A 20,371-nucleotide genomic window follows, 5' to 3' on the forward strand; every position below is an offset into this window, starting at 1 on the left:
TGTTAACGGGTCTTAATAACCAGACGATTACTCTGTTTGACCTCTTCCATGACCACATAGGTACGGGTATCGTTCACACCCGGCAGTCGTAACAAGGTTTCGCCCAGTAATTTGCGGTACGCTGACATATCCGGTACACGGGTTTTCAACAGATAGTCGAAATCACCGGATACCAAATGACACTCTTGAATTTCTTCAAGTTTTTGAACTGCAGCATTAAATTGCTCAAACACATCCGGGGCGCCACGATTCAGAGTAATCTCAACAAAAACCAGAAGTGATGCATCCAGATAATGCGGGTTCAGCAGAGCGGTGTAGCCCTGGATGAAACCCTGTCGTTCCAGACGACGCACGCGCTCGAGGCACGGAGTCGGTGAAAGCCCTACTCGCTTTGAAAGCTCGACGTTGGAAATACGCCCATCCTTCTGTAGTTCATTAAGGATGTTACGATCGATGCGGTCGAGATCTTTGCCAGGGCGCTTCTTGCTATCTACCATTATTATAGTCTCTCTGTGTTCCTTCCTTCACCTGCCATAACCCGGTCAACGTCAATGTTCCGGGTGTACGTGAGAAGACCGGTGCCCAATGGCTGCTAACGACATCACTTATGGCGTCTGTCCACGCCATGAGTAGATTTCAATAACCCGGTAAAATTGCATCAGGTATGCGCGATTATTTTACAATTCTCGCACCAAATGTTTTTCTTCCTCGAATGTTTTCGCAAATGCTTAGCGGATTGTCAAAGCAAAACATCTAAATTTAGTGGAACGTGCCGGATATCTTGGCTACTTGACGATTATTCATCACTTTAGCCTGGTGAGTATTTAGACTGTTTGGATGGATTTTTATGCGCTTTCGCTGTACTCGCTGCGGCTGATTGAACTCAGCTATTGCACATATAGTTAACATATTCGCCAACAGGGCCCCTGTACCCTTTTTTTAACCCGCCAAATTCCCTACAATCCCTCGATTGTCTACCAACGAACAATGAGGATCTCATGGGCACCGCTAAACACAGTAAATTGCTAATTCTTGGCTCCGGCCCTGCGGGCTACACCGCTGCAGTCTACGCGGCACGCGCCAACCTCAAGCCCGTTTTGATTACCGGGATGGAAAAAGGTGGCCAGTTGACCACTACGACCGAAGTTGAGAACTGGCCGGGTGATCCTAACGACCTGACTGGCCCTGCGTTAATGGAGCGCATGCACGAACACGCGACCAAGTTCGAAACAGAAATTCTGTTCGACCACATCTCGAAGGTTGATCTACAAAACCGTCCATTCCGTCTGACGGGCGACAGTGGCGAATACACTTGTGATGCGTTGATCATCGCGACCGGGGCTTCAGCACGTTATCTGGGTTTACCTTCTGAAGAAGCGTTTAAAGGCCGTGGCGTTTCTGCCTGTGCAACATGTGATGGTTTCTTCTACCGCAATCAAAAGGTCGCGGTCATTGGTGGCGGTAATACCGCAGTTGAAGAAGCGCTTTATCTGGCAAACATTGCCTCTGAAGTGCATTTAATTCACCGCCGCGACAGCTTCCGTGCCGAGAAAATTCTGATCAATCGTTTGATGGATAAAGTGAAGAACGGCAACATCGTGCTGCACACCAACCGTACTCTGGATGAAGTCACGGGCGATCAGATGGGTGTGAGTGGTCTACGTCTGCGCGATGTACACAATACGGACACCACTGAAGAGCTGGAAGTCGCAGGCCTGTTCGTGGCTATCGGCCACAGTCCAAATACCGGAATCTTCGCCGATCAGCTTGAGCTGGAAAATGGCTACATCAAAGTACAGTCCGGTATTCACGGTAATGCCACGCAAACCAGCATCCCTGGCGTATTTGCTGCAGGTGATGTGATGGACCATATCTATCGTCAGGCAATCACCTCTGCGGGCACTGGCTGTATGGCTGCACTTGATGCTGAGCGCTACCTGGATGGATTAGCCGAACAGAATAAGTAACTTCCTCAGCCCTGAGCGGCAGTTTGAAGATACGTAAAGGCGACTGAATTGGTCGCCTTTCTTTTGCCCGCGTTGTAACATTGCCCGCAAATTTTGCCTGATAATTCATACCCAAAATAATTCAAGTTGCAGGAAGGCGGCAAATGAGTGAATCACCAGGAGCTTACTCAAGTAGGTGACTGGTGTGAACGAGTGAAGCCAACGCGTCTGCAGCTTGAAGTATGAAGGGGATATCTACCTGCACTGGCAACCCATGAATAAAACCCGTCAACAAGAACTTAGCCGCTGGCTAAAACAACAAAGCATTATCTCCCGCCGCTGGTTAGGGCTTTCCCGTGTTTTGGGACTCGTCAGTGGGCTTTTGATTGTTGCTCAAGCCTGGCTGTTAGCCAGAATGTTGCAGCACATGATCATGGATAACATCCCCCGTGAGGCCCTGCTATTACTTTTCGTTATCCTGATTCTGATTTTTGTCTTGCGCGCGTGGGTCGTGTGGCTACGTGAAAAAGTTGGTTTTTACGCGGGGTTGCACATTCGTCAGGAGATTCGCCGAAAAGTGCTCGATCGCGTGCATCAAGCGGGCCCCGCCTGGATTCAGGGAAAACCTGTCGGCAGTTGGGCAACACTTGTGCTGGAACAAATCGAGGATATGCACGATTACTACGCTCGCTATCTACCGCAAATGTCGCTTGCGGTAATCGTACCCGTGCTAGTTCTTATCGCTATTTTCCCGTCTAACTGGGTTGCAGCCCTGATTTTGCTCTGCACCGCACCGCTGATCCCGCTGTTTATGGCTATGGTGGGAATGGGCGCGGCAGATGCTAACCGTCGTAACTTCCAGGCGCTTGCGCGTCTGAGCGGGCATTTCCTTGACCGTCTTCGTGGCATGGAAACATTGCGTTTGTTTAACCGTGGCGCTGCTGAAACGGAGAATATCCGAGCCGCTTCCCAGGACTTCCGCCAGCGCACGATGGAAGTGCTACGCCTTGCGTTCCTGTCTTCCGGCGTGCTGGAGTTCTTCGCCTCTTTATCTATCGCACTGGTCGCGGTTTACTTTGGTTTCTCGTATCTTGGCGAGCTAAACTTTGGCCACTACAGCACTGGCGTAACGCTTTTTGCCGGTTTCCTGGCCCTGATTCTGGCACCAGAATTTTTCCAACCTCTGCGCGATCTGGGCACCTTTTATCATGCAAAAGCGCAGGCGGTAGGTGCTGCCGATAGCCTGATGACATTCCTTGATTCGCCATTGCAGCAACGTACGCAAGGCACAGCAAAGTTCAACAATAACGAGCCAATCTGCATTGAAGCCCGTGATTTGGTCATTCTTTCAACCGAAGATAAAATTCTTGCGGGACCACTGAACTTCACCCTTTCAGCCGGAAGACGCGTAGTGCTTGTCGGGCAAAGCGGGGCGGGTAAAAGTTCGCTACTCAATGTGTTGTCTGGTTTTTTACCGTATCAAGGTCAGGTGCTGATCAACGGTGTTGAGCTTTCAGCACTGGATTCGAAATGGTGGCGTGAGCAGTTGAGCTGGGTTGGGCAAAACCCGCAGCTCCCTGCCCCAACAATACGCGAAAATGTGCTACTAGCCGCACCAGATGCCAGTGCTGACCAGCTGAATGCCGCGCTGGCCAAAGCCTCTGTCAATGAGTTCCTCCCGTTGTTACCACAAGGAGTTGATACACCGCTGGGCGAAGCCGCTGCACGTTTGTCTGTCGGCCAGGCACAACGGGTTGCCGTTGCACGTGCGTTGTTGGTGCCATGCGGATTGCTGCTGCTGGACGAGCCCGCGGCAAGTCTGGACGCTCACAGTGAACAGCGTGTCATGGATGCGCTGAGCAGCGCGTCCCGTCAGCAAACGACATTAATGGTGACCCACCAGTTGGATTACATCAACGACTGGGACGAGGTTTGGGTAATGCGCGAAGGTCGTATCGTGCAACAAGGGGATTTCGCCACGCTTGCCGCACAGGAAGGCCCGTTTGCTACGTTACTGGCTCACCGCCAGGAGGAGATCTGATGCGTGCTTTACTCCCGTATTTAGCGCTTTATTGCCGTCATAAATGGCTACTGATGCTTGGCGTGGTGTTAGCGATTATCACCCTTCTGGCCAGCATTGGGCTGCTGACTTTATCTGGCTGGTTCCTCTCGGCTTCGGCGGTTGTCGGTGTTGCTGGCATTTATAGTTTCAACTATATGCTGCCCGCAGCAGGTGTACGTGGCGGGGCAATTACCCGTACTGCAGGACGTTATTTTGAGCGTCTGGTCAGCCACGATGCGACATTCCGTGTCCTTCAGCATTTACGTGTTTCCACATTTAGCAAACTGCTCCCCCTCTCCCCTGCCGGTCTGGCGCGTTTTCGCCAGGGTGAATTACTCAACCGTCTGGTTGCGGATGTCGATACTCTGGATCACCTTTATCTGCGCGTGATTTCACCGATGGTTGGCGCATTTGTGGTGATTGTGGTGGTGACATTGGGTCTGAGCTGGCTGGATGTGCGATTGGCTCTCACACTCGGTGCCGTTTTACTGGCGACTTTAGTATTGCTTCCACCCATTTTTTATTACGCTGGAAAATCAACCGGCGAGGCGATTACTGTTCAACGTGGGCAGTATCGTCAGCAACTCACCGCCTGGCTGCAAGGCCATGCAGAGCTCACCATTTTCGGCGCCTCCCAACGTTATCGTGAGCAACTGGATAAAACGGAAGATCACTGGCAAGAAGGACAGCGCCGCCAGGCCGAGCTCACCGCTCTGTCGCAAGCCATTATGCTGCTGATTAGCGGCATGGCCGTCATATTGATGTTATGGATGGCAGCCGCAAGCGTAGGTGGAAATACCACGCCGGGCGCGCTCATTGCGCTGTTCGTGTTCTGTGCGCTGGCCGCGTTCGAAGCGCTAGCACCGGTCACAGGAGCTTTTCAGCATCTTGGCCAGGTTATCGCCTCCGCGCTGCGCGTGACTGAAATCACCAGCCAAAAACCAGAAGTCATTTTCACTCAGCAACCTCATGCCGTACCTGAGAGCGTGGCTCTGGAAATTAACAATCTTAGCTTCGCCTATCCCGAGCAATCTCAAATGGCGCTAAGCGGTATCTCACTCAAGGTTGAGGCGGGCCAACACGTTGCTATTTTGGGACGTACCGGCTGTGGGAAATCGACATTACTTCAGTTATTGACTCGGGCCTGGGAATGCCAGCAAGGCGAGATCCGCCTCAATGGCGAAGCGCTAAGCCAGTTTGATGAAACGTCGTTACGCTCCGCCACCAGTGTGGTATCGCAACGCGTACATTTGTTTAGTGCCACATTGCGCGACAACTTGCTGCTTGCCGCACCACACGCCAGCGATGAAGATTTGAGTCGCGTCCTGACACGTGTTGGCCTTGAGAAGTTACTGGACGATGCAGGGCTGAATAGCTGGTTGGGTGAAGGTGGCCGCCAACTTTCGGGTGGGGAACTGCGCCGTTTAGCTATTGCACGCGCTTTACTGCATGACGCCCCGCTGTTCTTACTGGACGAGCCCACCGAAGGTTTAGATGCGGAAACTGAGCGCCAGATTCTTGATTTACTGACTGAAGTCACCAAAGAGAAAACGGTATTGATGGTTACCCATCGCCTGCGCGGATTGGCTAATTTCAACAGCATAATTGTGATGGACAATGGACAAATTATTGAGCATGGTACTCACGCCGATTTAATGGCGCGCGGTGGACGTTATTATCATTTCCATCAGCGTTTGTAGTGTCTGCGGATAGACTATTATCAATAATTATTGCCTGCTGTCTGGAGTTTAGAAGTCATGCGCCTTATTCAGCTTTCTCGTGACTCAATTGCCTTCCCTTCACCGGAAGGTGCGTTGCGTGAGCCTAATGGGTTACTGGCGCTAGGGGGTGATTTAAGTCCCGCCCGTTTGTTGATGGCCTATCAGCGCGGCATCTTTCCGTGGTTCTCTCCTGGCGACCCCATTTTATGGTGGTCGCCCGATCCGCGTGCGGTTCTTTATCCCGAGCGCTTTCACCTAAGCCGCAGCATGAAGAGATTCCATCGGAACTCCCCGTACCGGGTGACGCTAAACCATACTTTCGAACGTGTTATTAGCGAATGTGCTGACGATCGCGATGAAGGCACCTGGATTACCCCTGATATCATTGACGCCTATAAACGGCTGCATGAACTAGGACACGCCCATTCGGTTGAAGTTTGGGAAGATAATGAGCTGGTTGGGGGAATGTACGGCGTGGCGCAAGGCGCGTTGTTTTGCGGCGAATCCATGTTTAGCCGCCGAGAAAACGCCTCTAAAACTGCCCTGCTGGTATTCTGCCAACACTTTTTGAGTTATAGCGGCAAGCTCATTGATTGCCAGGTGCTTAACGCCCACACCGCATCTCTGGGGGCAATAGAAATTCCTCGTCGGGAATACCTGGAGCACCTGTCTAAATTTCGCGCACATCAGCTCGCATCCTATTGCTGGGTACCACAAATCCTGTCGTGACGATAATGTTTACGGCACATTACGGTTAAGAGTGTTATAATTAGCCGCGCAGAGTGAGCTCTGCTCATTACCCCGCCGTTGTATGGGATTAGCTTTAACAGGGACAACCCATCGTTTATCTCTTCGCAGCTCTCATCGTAAGCACCAATTGTGCGAATTTCGAGTGGGTCTTGGGTAATGCGCAAATTGCACTTTCGCTGGTGATTTCACCAACAATTCTTTACATGATACGTGAACTTGGGCATTATCTTGCCGGTTCAAAACTATGGTAGTGATACCCTCGAGGATTAGATGGCCAAAGAAGACAATATTGAAATGCAGGGTACCGTTCTAGATACGTTACCTAACACCATGTTCCGCGTTGAGCTGGAAAACGGGCACGTGGTAACCGCTCATATCTCCGGTAAAATGCGTAAAAACTATATCCGCATCCTGACGGGTGACAAAGTCACTGTAGAGCTGACCCCGTACGACCTGAGCAAAGGCCGCATTGTCTTCCGTAGTCGTTAATAGTTTTTAGTTCCGCAGCTCTCGGGCTGCGATGAAAAGCCTTATAAAATAAAAGGCCAGGTTATTAACCTGGCCTTTTTTTATGGCAACACGAATGAATTAATGTGCCGTTTCCGGTTTATGTTTCTGAGCGCCATGGAAGTTATAAATCAGTTTCTGATTTTCTTTATCCAGCGCTACCGTCACTTGTCCACCATCCACCAATGAACCAAATAACAGTTCGTTAGCGAGCGGTTTCTTCAGGTTATCCTGAATAACACGTGTCATTGGACGCGCGCCCATTGCACGGTCATAGCCTTTTTCTGCCAGCCAATCGCGGGCTTCCTGGCTCACTTCAAGTGACACACCTTTCTGATCCAACTGCACCTGAAGCTCGACAATAAACTTGTCGACCACCTGGTGGATCACATCTGTAGACAGATGGTTGAACCAAATGATGTTGTCCAGACGGTTGCGGAATTCTGGGGTAAAAATCTTCTTGATCTCTTCCATCGCATCAGTGCTGTTGTCCTGACGAATCAGGCCAATAGACTTGCGCTCAGTTTCACGCACACCGGCGTTGGTGGTCATCACCAGAATCACGTTACGGAAATCAGCCTTGCGTCCGTTGTTATCGGTCAGCGTGCCGTTGTCCATCACCTGCAACAACAGGTTAAAGACATCCGGGTGCGCTTTTTCGATTTCATCAAGCAGCAACACGGAGTGAGGATGTTTAATCACTGCATCCGTCAACAGGCCGCCCTGGTCAAAACCAACGTAACCCGGAGGTGCACCAATCAAACGGCTCACCGTATGGCGTTCCATGTATTCCGACATATCAAAACGCAACAGCTCAATGCCCAGCGATTTTGCCAGTTGCACGGTGACTTCTGTTTTACCGACACCCGTTGGCCCGGCAAACAAGAATGAACCCACAGGCTTGTGATCATGCCCCAATCCAGCACGGCTCATCTTGATGGCTTCGGTTAACGCCTCAATGGCTTTATCCTGACCAAACACCAGCATTTTCAGACGATCATCAAGGCTTCTCAGCGTATCGCGATCGCTTGCTGAAACGCTTTTTTCTGGGATGCGCGCAATACGTGCGACGACAGTTTCAATATCAGAGACATTGACCGTTTTCTTACGTTTGCTCACCGGCATCAGACGGCTACGCGCACCCGCTTCGTCGATAACATCAATCGCTTTATCTGGCAGATGACGATCGTTGATGTATTTCACCGCCAGTTCTACCGCCGCACGAATCGCTTTCGCGGTATACCGCACGTCATGGTGCGCTTCGTATTTCGGTTTCAGGCCGTTAATAATCTGAACGGTCTCTTCAACGCTTGGCTCAGTAATATCAATCTTCTGGAAGCGACGTGCCAGAGCACGATCTTTTTCGAAGATATTGCTGAATTCCTGGTACGTCGTTGAACCGATCACGCGGATCTTGCCACTCGACAGCAGCGGTTTAATCAAGTTTGCGGCATCAACCTGGCCACCAGAAGCCGCACCGGCACCAATAATGGTATGAATTTCATCAATAAACAGGATGCTATTTTGATCCTGTTCGAGTTGTTTGAGCAGCGCTTTGAAACGTTTTTCAAAGTCACCACGGTATTTCGTGCCCGCCAGCAACGAACCGATATCCAGCGAGTAAATGGTGCAATCAGCAATCACTTCAGGAACATCGCCCTGCACAATACGCCAGGCCAGCCCTTCAGCAATAGCCGTTTTACCTACACCCGATTCACCCACTAACAGCGGGTTGTTTTTACGGCGACGGCACAGAACCTGAATGGCGCGCTCAAGCTCTTTCTCGCGGCCAATCAGCGGATCTATCCCTCCCACACGTGCAAGCTGGTTGAGATTGGTGGTGAAGTTTTCCATACGTTCCTCCCCGCCTGCTTGCTCTTCATTGACCGGATTTTCTGCACCCGGTGCCTGGTTAGGTTCGTCTTTACGTGTACCGTGAGAGATGAAGTTGACCACATCAAGTCGGCTGACTTCATGTTTACGCAGCAGGTACGCAGCCTGGGACTCCTGCTCGCTGAAAATAGCCACCAGAACATTGGCGCCCGTCACTTCGCTGCGACCAGAAGACTGGACGTGGAACACCGCACGTTGCAGCACACGCTGGAAGCTGAGCGTAGGTTGAGTGTCACGCTCTTCTTCACTGGCTGGCAGAACCGGTGTGGTTTGTTCGATGAAGGCCTCGAGTTCCTGTCGTAGCGCCACCAGATCTACGCTACACGCTTCCAGCGCTTCGCGAGCTGACGGGTTGCTGAGCAAAGCTAGCAACAGGTGCTCGACAGTCATAAACTCATGTCGGTGCTCGCGCGCTCTGGCGAAAGCCATGTTTAAACTGAGTTCCAGTTCTTGATTGAGCATAGGCACCTCCCCCAAATTTTGCCTTCTTCAGGCTTTTTCTAGCGTACACAGCAACGGATGCTCATGCTCCCTTGCATACTGGTTCACTAACGCGACTTTGGTTTCCGCTACTTCTGCAGTAAAAATGCCACAGATAGCTTTACCCTGATAGTGCACAGTGAGCATCAATTGCGTTGCACGTTCTACATCATAAGAAAAGAACTTTTGCAGCACGTCAATAACAAATTCCATCGGCGTGTAGTCATCGTTCATTAACATAACTTTATACATCGAGGGTGGTTTCAGCGCTTCGCGCAGTTTGTCACCCACCAGCTGGTCGAAATCCAACCAATCGTTCGTCTTACCCATTGCAAATCGTCATCATGTTTAATCGCCCATTGTCATTAAGGCGAAGCCCATAGGTTGAGTGTAATACGCTTTCAGTTAACGTGACTCATCGTGTTCAAAAGGGACAGCTATTCGCAATCGAGAGTTCTGTCACATTAATCACAATAGCGTTAACTGCTTCAAATTTTTGATTCATTTTCGCTTGCGCCCCCCCGTGCAACGCTTGACGACATGGTTAAATTATCTACATTGTACAAGCGTGAGTTGGTGAGGTTTTGAACAGCCCCCCCTCATCCCACCGGTTCATTCCATCTCACTTATAAGATTTACGAAGGATGTAGAAGCATGGAGACGGGTACAGTTAAATGGTTCAATAACGCCAAAGGGTTCGGTTTTATCTGCCCTGAAGGCGGCGGCGAAGATATATTCGCACATTACTCCACCATTCAGATGGATGGTTACAGAACGCTAAAAGCCGGACAAATTGTCAGGTTTGATGTACATCAGGGGCCAAAAGGTAATCACGCTAGTTTGATTGTGCCTCTGGAACTCGAAGCAGCAGCGGTCGCCTGACCCTTTTGTTTCATTGTGTACATCCCAAGGTCAAAATGCCAGCCCATCGGCTGGCATTTTTATAACCAAACGGAATACCTCAGATGAAAATTATTCACGCGCTAGCGCATCAATAGGGTTCAGTCTCGCGGCATTTCTCGCTGGTAGCCAACCAAAAATAATGCCCGTCGCGGTCGAACAAGCAAATGCCGTAAGCAACGCCATGGGTGAAAAACCAATTTCCCAACCGGGCAATACCAATTGTAAAGTGAAGGCAATCAACAGAGATAGCGAAATCCCTAACGCGCCTCCTACCAAACAAACCAATACCGCCTCTATCAAAAACTGTTGCAGGACATCACTGGCTCTTGCACCAACCGCCATGCGGATACCGATCTCCTTGGTGCGCTCCGTGACCGACACCAGCATGATATTCATCACGCCAATACCGCCGACCAGTAACGAGATGACCGCCACCAATGTCAGGAACATCTGAAGAGTACGTGTGGTCTTTTCCGCCGTTTTCAACAGGCCATCCATATTGTAGGTGAAGAAATCTTTCTTACCGTGACGTAGCTGCAACAAACGATTGAGCTGCAACTCGGCTTCATGGCTGTTATAGCCCTCGTTAACACGCACCGTGATGGAGTTCAGCCAGCTTTGCCCCATCACCCGGCCAGCCATCGTGTTATACGGCAACCAGACCCGCAGGATCTTACTGCTACCAAACATCGACTGCTTCTCTTGCGCCACGCCAATCACCGTTGCAGGCATATTACCGACCAACACAATTTCACCGACTACGTTGGCTTTATCAGGGAACAGTTGACGTTTGGTATTGCTGTCCAGCACCACAACCTGCGCGCGGCCAGCCAGTTGTTCGTTGTTAAAGGTATTGCCTTCGCTGAAAGTCATACCGTAGACGTTGAAATACTGGCTGCTGACCCCATTTACACTCGCGGCAGCATCTACGTTGCCATAACGCACACGTAAATTGCTTGAGAGCGAGGGGGTTGCTGAACTGACCCACGGTTGCTGGCTGATTGCCAACAGATCGTCGTATTTCAGCGCCTGCTGATACTGTGGATCGTCGTCGCCAAAATCTTTACCGGGATAGACATCAATAGTGTTGGTACCAATTGAGCGGATGTCCTGCAATACCATCTGCTTTGCCGCATCCCCGACAATCACGATCGATACCACCGACGCGATACCAATAATGATCCCAAGCATCGTCAATAGCGTACGCATTTTATTCGCCGCCAGGGCAAGCCAGGCCATCGTTAGCGCTTCACGGAAACTGCTAAGGGTTTGCTGAAAGGGCGAACTCACCGGCTGAGTTTTCAGCTCTTTGCGCGATGTGAGTGGTTGAAGCACCGACGGAGGATTACTGATTATTTCGCCGTCACGAATTTCAATCACGCGCTGTGCCTGCGCGGCAATAGAAGGATCGTGCGTCACAATGATGACCGTATGGCCCTGCTCGCACAGTTGCTTAAGCGTCGCCATCACCTCTTCACCTGAATGGCTATCCAGCGCACCGGTCGGTTCATCGGCAAGAATCACCTGCCCGCCGTTCATCAGAGCACGAGCAATACTCACTCGCTGTTGCTGGCCACCGGAAAGTTGTGAAGGCAGATAATCGACGCGTTCTGCAAGCCCCAGACGCATCAGCAAAGCACGCGCACGCTGTTGACGGTAAACGCGCGCCGTTCCGGCATACACCGCAGGCACTTCCACGTTTTGCGTCGCATTCAGATGCGAAAGCAAGTGATAGCGCTGGAAGATAAAACCAAAATGTTCGCGGCGCAAAGTGGCAAGCGCATCGCTGTCGAGCAACGCCACATCTTGTCCGTCGACTTTATAGCTACCGCTACTCGGTTTATCGAGACAACCGAGAATATTCATCAGCGTTGATTTACCCGAGCCTGAAGCTCCGACAATCGCCACCATTTCGCCGCTTTCAATGGTGATGTTAATGCCTTTTAGCACCTCAACTTGTTCGTCTCCCGACGGATAGCTACGGCGAATATCCCGTAGCTCAAGGAGTGCTGTCATGGTGCGCTCCCGGCGGTAGTCTTGCCGATAACCACTTCTTCACCTTCGGTAAGACCCGTCGCAATTTGCACCTGGGTGTCGTTACGCATACCGATGGTAATTTCACGGTCGCGGGATTCGCCGTTGCGTAAGACTGACACTTTGTAACGGTTATCGCCAACCGGCTCGCCCAGTGCTGCCAGTGGAATAGTCAGCACATCTTTCACACCACCCAACTGGATATGAACTTGCGCGGTCATTTCCAGTCGCAACACCCCTTGTGGATTCGGGACCTCAAAACGTGCGTTATAGAAAATCGCATCGTTCACTTTTACCGGCGTGGGCAAAATATCGATTAATAAACCTTCATAACGCGTTAAAGGGTCACCCAAAACCGTGAACCATGCTTTTTGTCCGGGTTTAAGATGAATCACATCCGCTTCAGAAACCTGCGCCTTCACCAGCATCGTACCGAGATCGGCAAGTGTCAGAATGTTTGGCGCTTGCTGTGCGGCAATCACCGTCTGGCCTTGTTTGGTCGTGATTTCGGTGACTTCCCCCGCCATTGGCGCAACAATCTGCGTGTAATCGAGGTTGGTTTTGGCGGTATCTAAAGAGGCCTGATTGCGTTTAATTTGCGCATCAATAGTGCCGATTTGTGCCTGTCGGACTTCAAGATCGGTCACCGCAGTGTCGAGGTCTTGTTGCGATACGGCCTGGGTTTTTGCCAGCGCACGTTGGCGATTTAACGTCACTTGCGCGAGTTTAGCCTGCGCCACGGCCTGGCGACGCTGGGCGCGCAGCTCCATTAACGTCGCTTCAACTTCTTTGATTTGGTTTTGCGCCTGTTCGGGATCGATAACTCCCAACAGTTGGTCTTTTTTCACTTTATCGCCGATATTCACCGACAGCGTTTTCAACTGCCCACTGACCTGCGCGCCGACATCCACTTTACGCAGCGCATCCAGCTTCCCTGTCGCCAGCACGCTTTGCTGCAACTCACCTTTGCGCACAATCATGGTCTGATAAACCGGCGCTGGCGTGTTCAGAAATTTCCATAGCCAGGCGACCAACAGCACGACCAGCAGGCCCAGAAGCCAGTAACGTTTTTTTATTTTTCCCTTGAATCTCATAAGTATCCTGCAAGCAGACGGACTATTTAAATAAAGTATCAACAAAAGTCGCAAACCCTTTTCAGCCTGGCCGCGATTGAACGTTTGTTGAATGAACACATGGTGAAATTAACCCACTGTTTCTCAACCTGGTTTCAATCATGACATCAATTGCCGAAAACGAATTCAGATCAACACCTCAACTCAATGGCTGGCAGTTGTTTCTTTCTTTAGCAAAGGGACAATGGGTGCCAGGAAGCGCATGGCGGAACCCGACATACCGCCGGAAATTTGTCCTACGGTCACTGGCTAACCCGCTTTCCACCGCACGCTTATTGAGCGAATTATCGCATCAGCCGCTGTTAGAAAAGCTGCTAACGGCGCAACCAGGCTTACCTTGCCGGGTTCATCGCCCCTATTTAACGGCAAACTTTAGCGGTAAGGCAGCGGTTGATGCATTGTCTTTCCACTATTACGCCCTGACACACGCACTACCGGAGCGCTTGTTAGTACAACATTACTCACCTGAAGGCGCACGTTTGGCAACAATAACGGGTAAAGATGAGAACTTCTACCATCTTGATTTATGCTCGATTGCCAATCTTGATAAAGAAGGCGAAGCGACTGTCATATTTACCGACCATGAAGAAAAAGTCCTCGCAGAATTAACCTTCACGCTGTGCCAGTTGCAGAGCAAATCCACCTTGTTTATTGGGGGGTTGCAAGGAGCAAAATCATGGGTGCCTCATGAGGCGATTCAGTGTGCCACCAAGGCATGCCACGGATTATTCCCAAAACGTTTGGTGCTGGAAGCGACCTGCCTGTTGGCTCGTCATTTCGGGGTGAGCCAAATTCTGGCAGTGAGTAACAGCGCACATATCTATCGCTCGTGGCGTTATGCCAAAAAGAAAAAAGACAAAATCCATGCCGATTACGATAGTTTCTGGGAGTCGATGAGCGGCGAATTAATGCCTGAAGGTTACTATGAACTGCCACTGGGCATAGCTCGTAAACCTATCGAAGAGATCGCCAGCAAAAAACGCGCTGAGTATCGCCGCCGCTATAGTTTATTAGATGAGATGATGGAACAAATTGAGAGCCATCTTTAAGCTAACAGCCGGGCTAATCCGCCCGGCCACGCGCCAGCCATAACACCCGCGAAAACATTTTTCGCAGCAACGACGGTATGGCATCTACTCCCCGCCTTCCGGCCTCCATGGCCACTTCAATGGCTAAATCAGGTTTGGATGAGCGATGGATGGCTTTCACAATAACCCGGCGCATATTCATCGGCACGTTTTCGGGGATTTGAGCCACCCGATGGAAAACATCCGAAAACCCCTGGCGATACATAAAATGTTCCATGTCCATCGCGGGCAATGCTGTGAGATGTTCGCGTTCCTGATCTCGGTCGTTTTCCAGAATGCCACGCACGACGGAGGCATATTTCTTCCCGGCTTCATCACCATCCACCAGCACATGCCATTCAATCCCCATTCGCCGAGCAAACTTGATCAATGGGCGCAGGCCCGATTGTGCAAATTCAATAACTTTCACCCCTTCGGCGTCGAAATGGTGCCCACACTGTTGCGCCAGCTCGTTCATAACCCACACTTCCGTTTCACCTTCCACTAATAACCAGCAGCGGGCAAACAACGACGAAGATCGATTAAATCGGATATGAAATGCGATACGGCGGCTATCTTCTGCATTCATCCCACTGGGGCCAAGACGCCAGGCCGCAACCCTTGACGACTCACGCACCAGCCGGCAAACGTTCTCAACGGGCGTAAGCGATAGCAGCTCGCCAGAATTGGTCGTGGTGATTTTTTGCAGCGGCAGCAGGTTTAGCAAATGCCAGGCCACCGATAACATGATCGGGTGCAGACGTGTTTCCGGGTCTTCCACCAGCAAAAGCGGACGGGCGTCTTTGTCCAGAGCTACGCTGCCTTTTGCCTGCAATAGCGTAGAGAACATCCCCAACAAAATCATGCGATGGGCACGACTGTTGGGTTTGTCTATCATGCGGTTAATGATATCCAGGTAGCGCCAGCTTCGTTGTTCATCGTGCGAGCGACGACGCAACAAACGTTGATGCGCAGGGGCCCCTTGCTCAGAAAAATAGTGCTCAAGCAGTTGCACCATAGCCGACAAACCTTGCCGCAATTGCGCATCGGTGAGATTTTGCGGGCGCGAGACAAGTTCACGCGCCAGGAAATCGAGCTGGCGAGCGGTCATTTCGGTTTCTGGCATAGTGGGAACGGGGTCGTTACGCAAGCGGCGCATAAAACGCGCATCGCGCAAACGTAACACGGGATTAAGGCGGATGATTTGCTGCGCTAAATTGTCGATGTCATCCAGTTCGATAACACGACCTTTTTCATCGAGGAAGCTACGCAGCGTCAGAATAGAACCATCTTGCGCGAGCTCGCCGACCAGGCGATACATGATGCGATGAAAACCGCCCTCACCTTCAATCCAGACCGGCGCAAGCGAGCGATAACGTCGCCCAAGATGATGGCCTGGTGCCGTTTCCCGAAAGGTCAGGACAATATGTAAATGATGCTCCCGGCCCTGAACGTCACCTGGCGGGAAATAGAAATCATCTCGCTGAAAGTGATAGAGCATTTGGTGTGGTGACAACAATAGCGTCAATGCATCTAACAGACTGGATTTACCCCATGCGTTTTCACCAATCAGCACGTTGTTTTGCTCAAGCATTAGCGAAAGACGGTTAATCCCTCTGAATCCGACAATTTCCACCTGTTCAAGAAACATAATCCCTCCAGATTGGTGATGCTTTCCTTTATCTACCCGCACCTGACTACATCACTCGAGTATATACCCAAAATAATTCGCGTTGTGGGAAGGCGGCAAGAGAGTGAGTCCCGAATCACTTACTGTAGTAAGTGATTCGGGTGAGCAAATGCCGCCAACTCAACAACAACGTGAAGTATGACGGGTAAAGCGGGAGTTAGTGCGCACTTCCATTCTAAGTACACGAATAATAAAAAATGACTCAACCTTTATTAATTCTCAATTATTTTTTGTGGTTAACATAAAATGCGATCAATACAAGAAGATTCTTAATTATTAAGAAAACCTCTCTGCATAAAAGTGCGTACACCCTTGTAAACAAGGGCATCTCATTGCCTCAAATCAATTTATGCGGATTTAATCGACTGGTTATTTTCTGCTGAAATCATTAATATTGCGGCTCTTTTATTTATAGCCTTATTTCTTTGACGGTTGTAATAAAAATAATCAGGCAAGTATTACAAATATCCAAAATAACGTGAGTTGCAGTCGCGCGACCAGCCCATAATCCCCCGCTCACAGCGTTATCTATGTGACTCAGGCGAATGGTTTTAGTCAACGCATCAGCACCTTGAAGGTCGAAGGATATTACTTGCCCGATACTTGTTTTTTTTGAAAGCTGAGGTGGTTATGTTTAGGAAATTAGCAGCAGAGTTTTTTGGTACATTTTGGTTGGTATTTGGCGGGTGTGGGAGCGCAGTGCTCGCGGCGGCTTATCCGGAATTAGGGATCGGTTTTGTAGGTGTTGCATTAGCCTTTGGTTTAACCGTATTAACCATGGCTTATGCAGTCGGTCATATTTCCGGTGGCCATTTTAACCCTGCCGTCACGTTGGGTTTATGGGCAGGTGGTCGCTTCCCGGCAAAAGAAGTCATTGGCTATATTGTTGCGCAGGTTATTGGCGGTATCGTTGCGGCAGGTATTCTCTATTTAATTGCCAGTGGTAAAAGCGGTTTTGATGCGGCGGTCAGTGGCTTTGCTTCAAATGGCTACGGTGAGCATTCGCCAGACCATTATTCCATGATGTCAGCAATTATTATTGAAATCGTATTAACCTGCGGCTTCTTGATTGTTATTCATGGTGCAACAGACAAATTTGCCCCAGCCGGTTTTGCTCCGATTGCAATCGGCCTGGCACTGACGTTGATTCACCTGATCAGTATTCCAGTCACCAACACCTCTGTGAACCCGGCGCGCAGCACTGCTGTGGCGATCTTCCAGGGCGGTTGGGCCTTAGAACAATTGTGGTTATTCTGGGTCATGCCAATCGTTGGCGGTATCCTCGGTGGCGTTATTTACCGCACTTTGCTGGAAAAACGTAACTAATAGACTCGCGCAGGGTGGATCCCTCTACCCTGCGCAAATAACCTTATCCCGCCAAGTGTATCCTGCATAAAAATCCTCTTTTCTCGTAGCTTTACTCATTCCCTTTCTTTGGGTAGTGTGACATATGCCGTTACTTTTTTTGCAAGGATTGTCCGCGCCATGTTTTCGGGATTGTTAATTATCTTAGTACCGCTGATCGTCGGTTATCTCATTCCTTTAAAACAAACCAGCCTGCTCAAGCTTATTAATCGCCTGCTGAGCTGGATTGTTTACGTCATTTTATTTTTCATGGGCATCAGCCTCGCATTTCTCGATAACCTGGCCAGTAATCTGCTGGCGATTTTTCAATATGCAGCGGTTAGCGTCGTTGTATTACTGCTCTGTAATGCAGCGGCGCTGCTTTGGCTGGAGCGCTCCATGCCGTGGCGGCACAGTCACCAGCAAGAACAACTCCCATCACGTATTGCAATGGCGCTGGAATCGCTAAAACTGTGCGGGGTGGTCGTGGCAGGATTTGCGCTCGGGCTAACCGGATGGCCGATCTTTCACCACGCCACCGCAGCCAGCGAATACACGCTCATCTTCCTGCTATTGCTGGTGGGCATCCAGTTGCGTAATAGCGGCATGACATTAAAGCAGATCGTATTAAATCGGCGCGGCATGATTGTCGCGGTGGTCGTGGCACTCAGCTCCCTGGCGGGTGGCGTTATCAACGCCTTTATACTCGACCTGCCGATTAAAACCGGTTTAGCCATGGCATCAGGTTTCGGTTGGTACTCACTTTCCGGAATTTTGATGACGGAATCTTACGGCCCAGTGATTGGCAGTGCCGCATTCTTCAACGATCTGGCCCGGGAACTGATTGCAATTATGTTGATTCCTGGCCTGGTACGCCGTAGCCGCTCAACGGCTCTCGGGTTGTCTGGCGCAACATCAATGGATTTCACGCTCCCGGTACTTCAGCGCAGCGGAGGCCTGGAAATTGTCCCCGCGGCGATTGTTCACGGTTTTATCCTTAGCTTGTTGACTCCGCTGTTAATGGCATTTTTCGCCTCCTGATACCTCGTTGGCGGTAGGTTTCTGCCGCCAAAATTGCGCTAAATCAATCTCCATTTAACTTGCATAAGAAATACCTTTTCCCCATGAAGCACTGAGCATAATCTTAAAGATGTATATCAAATATAACTTTAAAAGGTACGATTATGTTTTGTGTGCAATGTGAACAAACAATCCGCACCCCTGCGGGTAACGGCTGCTCTTACGCTCAGGGTATGTGTGGCAAAACAGCAGAAACATCTGACCTCCAGGATCTGTTGATTGCCGCATTACAGGGGCTGTCTGCATGGGCCATTGCCGCACGTGAAGTCGGCATTATCGACCATGAAATCGACAATTTTGCTCCTCGCGCTTTCTTCTCTACCCTCACTAACGTTAACTTCGACTCGCCACGCATTGTCGGTTATGCGCAAGACGCTATCGCGCTGCGTGACAGCCTGAAAGCACGCAGTCTTGCGATTAAACCAGAACTGACCGTCGCCAACCCGATGGCTGAACTTCAACTGGTCAGCAACGATTTGGGCGACCTGCAACGCCAGGCGGCGGAGTTCGCACCAAACCGCGATAAAGCAGAAATTGGTGAAGATATTCTTGGCCTGCGCCTGTTATGCCTTTACGGCCTGAAAGGCGCGGCGGCGTACATGGAACACGCTCACGTGCTCGGCCAGTACGACAACGACATTTATGCCCAATACCATAAAATTATGGCCTGGCTCGGCACCTGGCCTGCAGACATGGGCGCGTTGCTGGAATGCTCGATGGAAATCGGCCAGATGAACTTCAAAGTGATGAGCATTCTGGATCATGGCGAAACCGAGAAATACGGCCATCCAACGCCAACTCAAGTTAACGTCCGCCCGGTTGCGGGCAAATGTATTTTGATTTCCGGTCACGACCTGAAAGATCTTTATAACTTGCTGGAACAAACCGAAGGGACTGGCGTAAACGTCTATACCCACGGCGAAATGTTGCCAGCACACGGCTACCCGGAACTGCGTAAATTCAAACATCTGGTCGGCAACTATGGCAGTGGCTGGCAGAACCAACAGACCGAATTTGCCCGCTTCCCTGGCCCTATTGTCATGACGTCGAACTGTATCATTAACCCGGAAGTGGGTTCTTACACCGACCGCATCTGGACACGCAGCATCGTCGGCTGGCCGGGTGTGAGTCACCTCGAAGGCGATGATTTTGCACTTGTGATTACTCAGGCGCAGCAAATGGCGGGCTTCCCGTACAGCGAGATCGAACATCTGATCACCGTAGGTTTTGGCCGTCAGACTCTGTTGGGTGCTGCCGATACCCTGATTGACCTGGTGAGCCGTGAAAAACTGCGCCACATCTTCCTGGTGGGCGGCTGTGATGGCGAACGTGGCGAACGTAGCTACTTCACCGACTTCGCGACCAGCGTACCGAAAGATTGCCTGATCCTGACCTTGGCTTGCGGTAAATATCGTTTCAACAAACTGGACTTCGGTGACATCGAAGGTCTTCCGCGCCTGGTGGATGCCGGTCAGTGTAACGACGCTTACTCTGCCATCATCCTTGCTGTAACTCTTGCTGAAAAATTAGGTTGTGGTGTAAACGATCTGCCGCTGAGCCTGGTACTTTCCTGGTTTGAGCAAAAAGCGATTGTTATCCTGCTTACCCTGCTGTCGCTGGGCGTGACAAATATCGTCACTGGCCCTACTGCGCCAGGCTTCCTGACGCCAAATCTGCTGGCTGTTCTGAACGAGAAATTTGGCCTACGTGCCATCTCTACCGTTGAAGAAGACATCAAACAGCTGATGAGCGCATAAGGAG

Annotated in this window: 16 protein-coding genes and 1 pseudogene; 11 read left to right on the forward strand and 6 right to left on the reverse strand. The window is 50.6% G+C overall.

Annotated features, from left to right (window positions below; all coding sequences use genetic code 11):
* Positions 1–2: 2 nt before the first annotated feature.
* A complete protein-coding gene (gene lrp / locus BSPA111_RS09330; RefSeq protein ID WP_000228469.1) occupies positions 3–497 on the reverse strand; it encodes a leucine-responsive transcriptional regulator Lrp in 495 nt (164 codons plus the stop codon).
* A gap of 501 nt (positions 498–998) precedes the next feature.
* On the opposite strand from lrp, the gene trxB reads away from it, so the two are divergent.
* The 6 genes and pseudogenes from trxB to infA all read left to right on the forward strand — a co-directional run bounded on the left by trxB (position 999) and on the right by infA (position 6,968).
* Positions 999–1,967, forward strand: a complete 969-nt coding sequence (gene trxB, locus BSPA111_RS09335) for a thioredoxin-disulfide reductase (protein ID WP_183270891.1) — start codon at positions 999–1,001, stop codon at positions 1,965–1,967.
* Positions 1,968–2,220: 253 nt separating this feature from the next.
* Positions 2,221–3,987: a cysteine/glutathione ABC transporter permease/ATP-binding protein CydD gene (gene cydD, locus BSPA111_RS09340; RefSeq protein ID WP_183270892.1), complete on the forward strand. Its 1,767-nt coding sequence runs from the start codon at positions 2,221–2,223 to the stop codon at positions 3,985–3,987.
* The gene (gene cydC / locus BSPA111_RS09345) at positions 3,987–5,708 is read left to right on the forward strand and encodes a cysteine/glutathione ABC transporter ATP-binding protein/permease CydC (protein WP_183270893.1); all 1,722 of its coding nucleotides are present in this window, start codon (positions 3,987–3,989) and stop codon (positions 5,706–5,708) included. The genes cydD and cydC overlap by 1 nt, the downstream gene beginning before the upstream one ends.
* Before the next feature lie 57 nt (positions 5,709–5,765).
* Positions 5,766–6,458, forward strand: a complete 693-nt coding sequence (gene aat / locus BSPA111_RS09350; protein WP_183270894.1) for a leucyl/phenylalanyl-tRNA--protein transferase — start codon at positions 5,766–5,768, stop codon at positions 6,456–6,458.
* Between the two features lie 240 nt (positions 6,459–6,698).
* Positions 6,699–6,792: pseudogene (locus tag BSPA111_RS22655) on the forward strand (hypothetical protein); the annotation flags it as partial.
* Positions 6,750–6,968 carry a translation initiation factor IF-1 gene (gene infA, locus BSPA111_RS09360; RefSeq protein WP_002211347.1) on the forward strand — a complete coding sequence of 73 codons (219 nt, stop codon included), beginning with the start codon at positions 6,750–6,752 and terminating at the stop codon, positions 6,966–6,968. The pseudogene BSPA111_RS22655 and the gene infA, both read left to right, overlap by 43 nt.
* A gap of 99 nt (positions 6,969–7,067) precedes the next feature.
* Here infA and clpA read toward each other — a convergent pair whose 3' ends face one another.
* Both clpA and clpS read right to left on the reverse strand, forming a co-directional pair.
* The gene (gene clpA / locus BSPA111_RS09365; protein WP_183270895.1) at positions 7,068–9,341 is read right to left on the reverse strand and encodes an ATP-dependent Clp protease ATP-binding subunit ClpA; all 2,274 of its coding nucleotides are present in this window, start codon (positions 9,339–9,341) and stop codon (positions 7,068–7,070) included.
* 27 nt (positions 9,342–9,368) lie between these two features.
* Entirely contained in the window at positions 9,369–9,689 is a 321-nt protein-coding gene (gene clpS / locus BSPA111_RS09370) for an ATP-dependent Clp protease adapter ClpS (protein ID WP_034456405.1), read from the reverse strand.
* A gap of 324 nt (positions 9,690–10,013) precedes the next feature.
* Between clpS and cspD the strand changes: the two genes are divergently transcribed.
* Entirely contained in the window at positions 10,014–10,241 is a 228-nt protein-coding gene (cspD, locus tag BSPA111_RS09375; RefSeq protein WP_183270896.1) for a cold shock-like protein CspD, read from the forward strand.
* A 90-nt stretch (positions 10,242–10,331) separates the two neighbouring features.
* Here cspD and macB read toward each other — a convergent pair whose 3' ends face one another.
* Complete coding sequence (macB, locus tag BSPA111_RS09380) at positions 10,332–12,278, reverse strand: macrolide ABC transporter ATP-binding protein/permease MacB (protein WP_183270897.1); 1,947 nt, start codon at positions 12,276–12,278, stop codon at positions 10,332–10,334.
* Positions 12,275–13,390, reverse strand: a complete 1,116-nt coding sequence (macA, locus tag BSPA111_RS09385; RefSeq protein ID WP_183270898.1) for a macrolide transporter subunit MacA — start codon at positions 13,388–13,390, stop codon at positions 12,275–12,277. The genes macB and macA overlap by 4 nt, the downstream gene beginning before the upstream one ends.
* 140 nt (positions 13,391–13,530) lie before the next feature.
* Here macA and BSPA111_RS09390 point away from each other — a divergent pair, with 140 nt between their 5' ends.
* A complete protein-coding gene (locus BSPA111_RS09390) occupies positions 13,531–14,478 on the forward strand; it encodes a VirK/YbjX family protein (protein WP_183270899.1) in 948 nt (315 codons plus the stop codon).
* 13 nt (positions 14,479–14,491) lie between these two features.
* Here the strand turns inward: BSPA111_RS09390 and BSPA111_RS09395 are convergent, their stop codons facing one another.
* The gene (locus BSPA111_RS09395; RefSeq protein ID WP_183270900.1) at positions 14,492–16,147 is read right to left on the reverse strand and encodes an ATP-dependent endonuclease; all 1,656 of its coding nucleotides are present in this window, start codon (positions 16,145–16,147) and stop codon (positions 14,492–14,494) included.
* Positions 16,148–16,816: 669 nt separating this feature from the next.
* Between BSPA111_RS09395 and aqpZ the strand changes: the two genes are divergently transcribed.
* The 3 genes from aqpZ (at position 16,817) to hcp (ending at position 20,367) form a co-directional block, all read left to right on the forward strand.
* The gene (aqpZ, locus tag BSPA111_RS09400) at positions 16,817–17,512 is read left to right on the forward strand and encodes an aquaporin Z (RefSeq protein ID WP_183270901.1); all 696 of its coding nucleotides are present in this window, start codon (positions 16,817–16,819) and stop codon (positions 17,510–17,512) included.
* Between the two features lie 159 nt (positions 17,513–17,671).
* Positions 17,672–18,571: a lysine exporter LysO family protein gene (locus BSPA111_RS09405; protein ID WP_183270902.1), complete on the forward strand. Its 900-nt coding sequence runs from the start codon at positions 17,672–17,674 to the stop codon at positions 18,569–18,571.
* A 143-nt stretch (positions 18,572–18,714) separates the two neighbouring features.
* Positions 18,715–20,367, forward strand: a complete 1,653-nt coding sequence (hcp, locus tag BSPA111_RS09410) for a hydroxylamine reductase (RefSeq protein ID WP_183270903.1) — start codon at positions 18,715–18,717, stop codon at positions 20,365–20,367.
* Positions 20,368–20,371 lie beyond the last annotated feature (4 nt).

This window comes from Buttiauxella sp. A111, assembly GCF_014189855.1.
In the GTDB taxonomy this organism is placed as follows: Bacteria; Pseudomonadota; Gammaproteobacteria; order Enterobacterales; family Enterobacteriaceae; genus Buttiauxella; species Buttiauxella selenatireducens.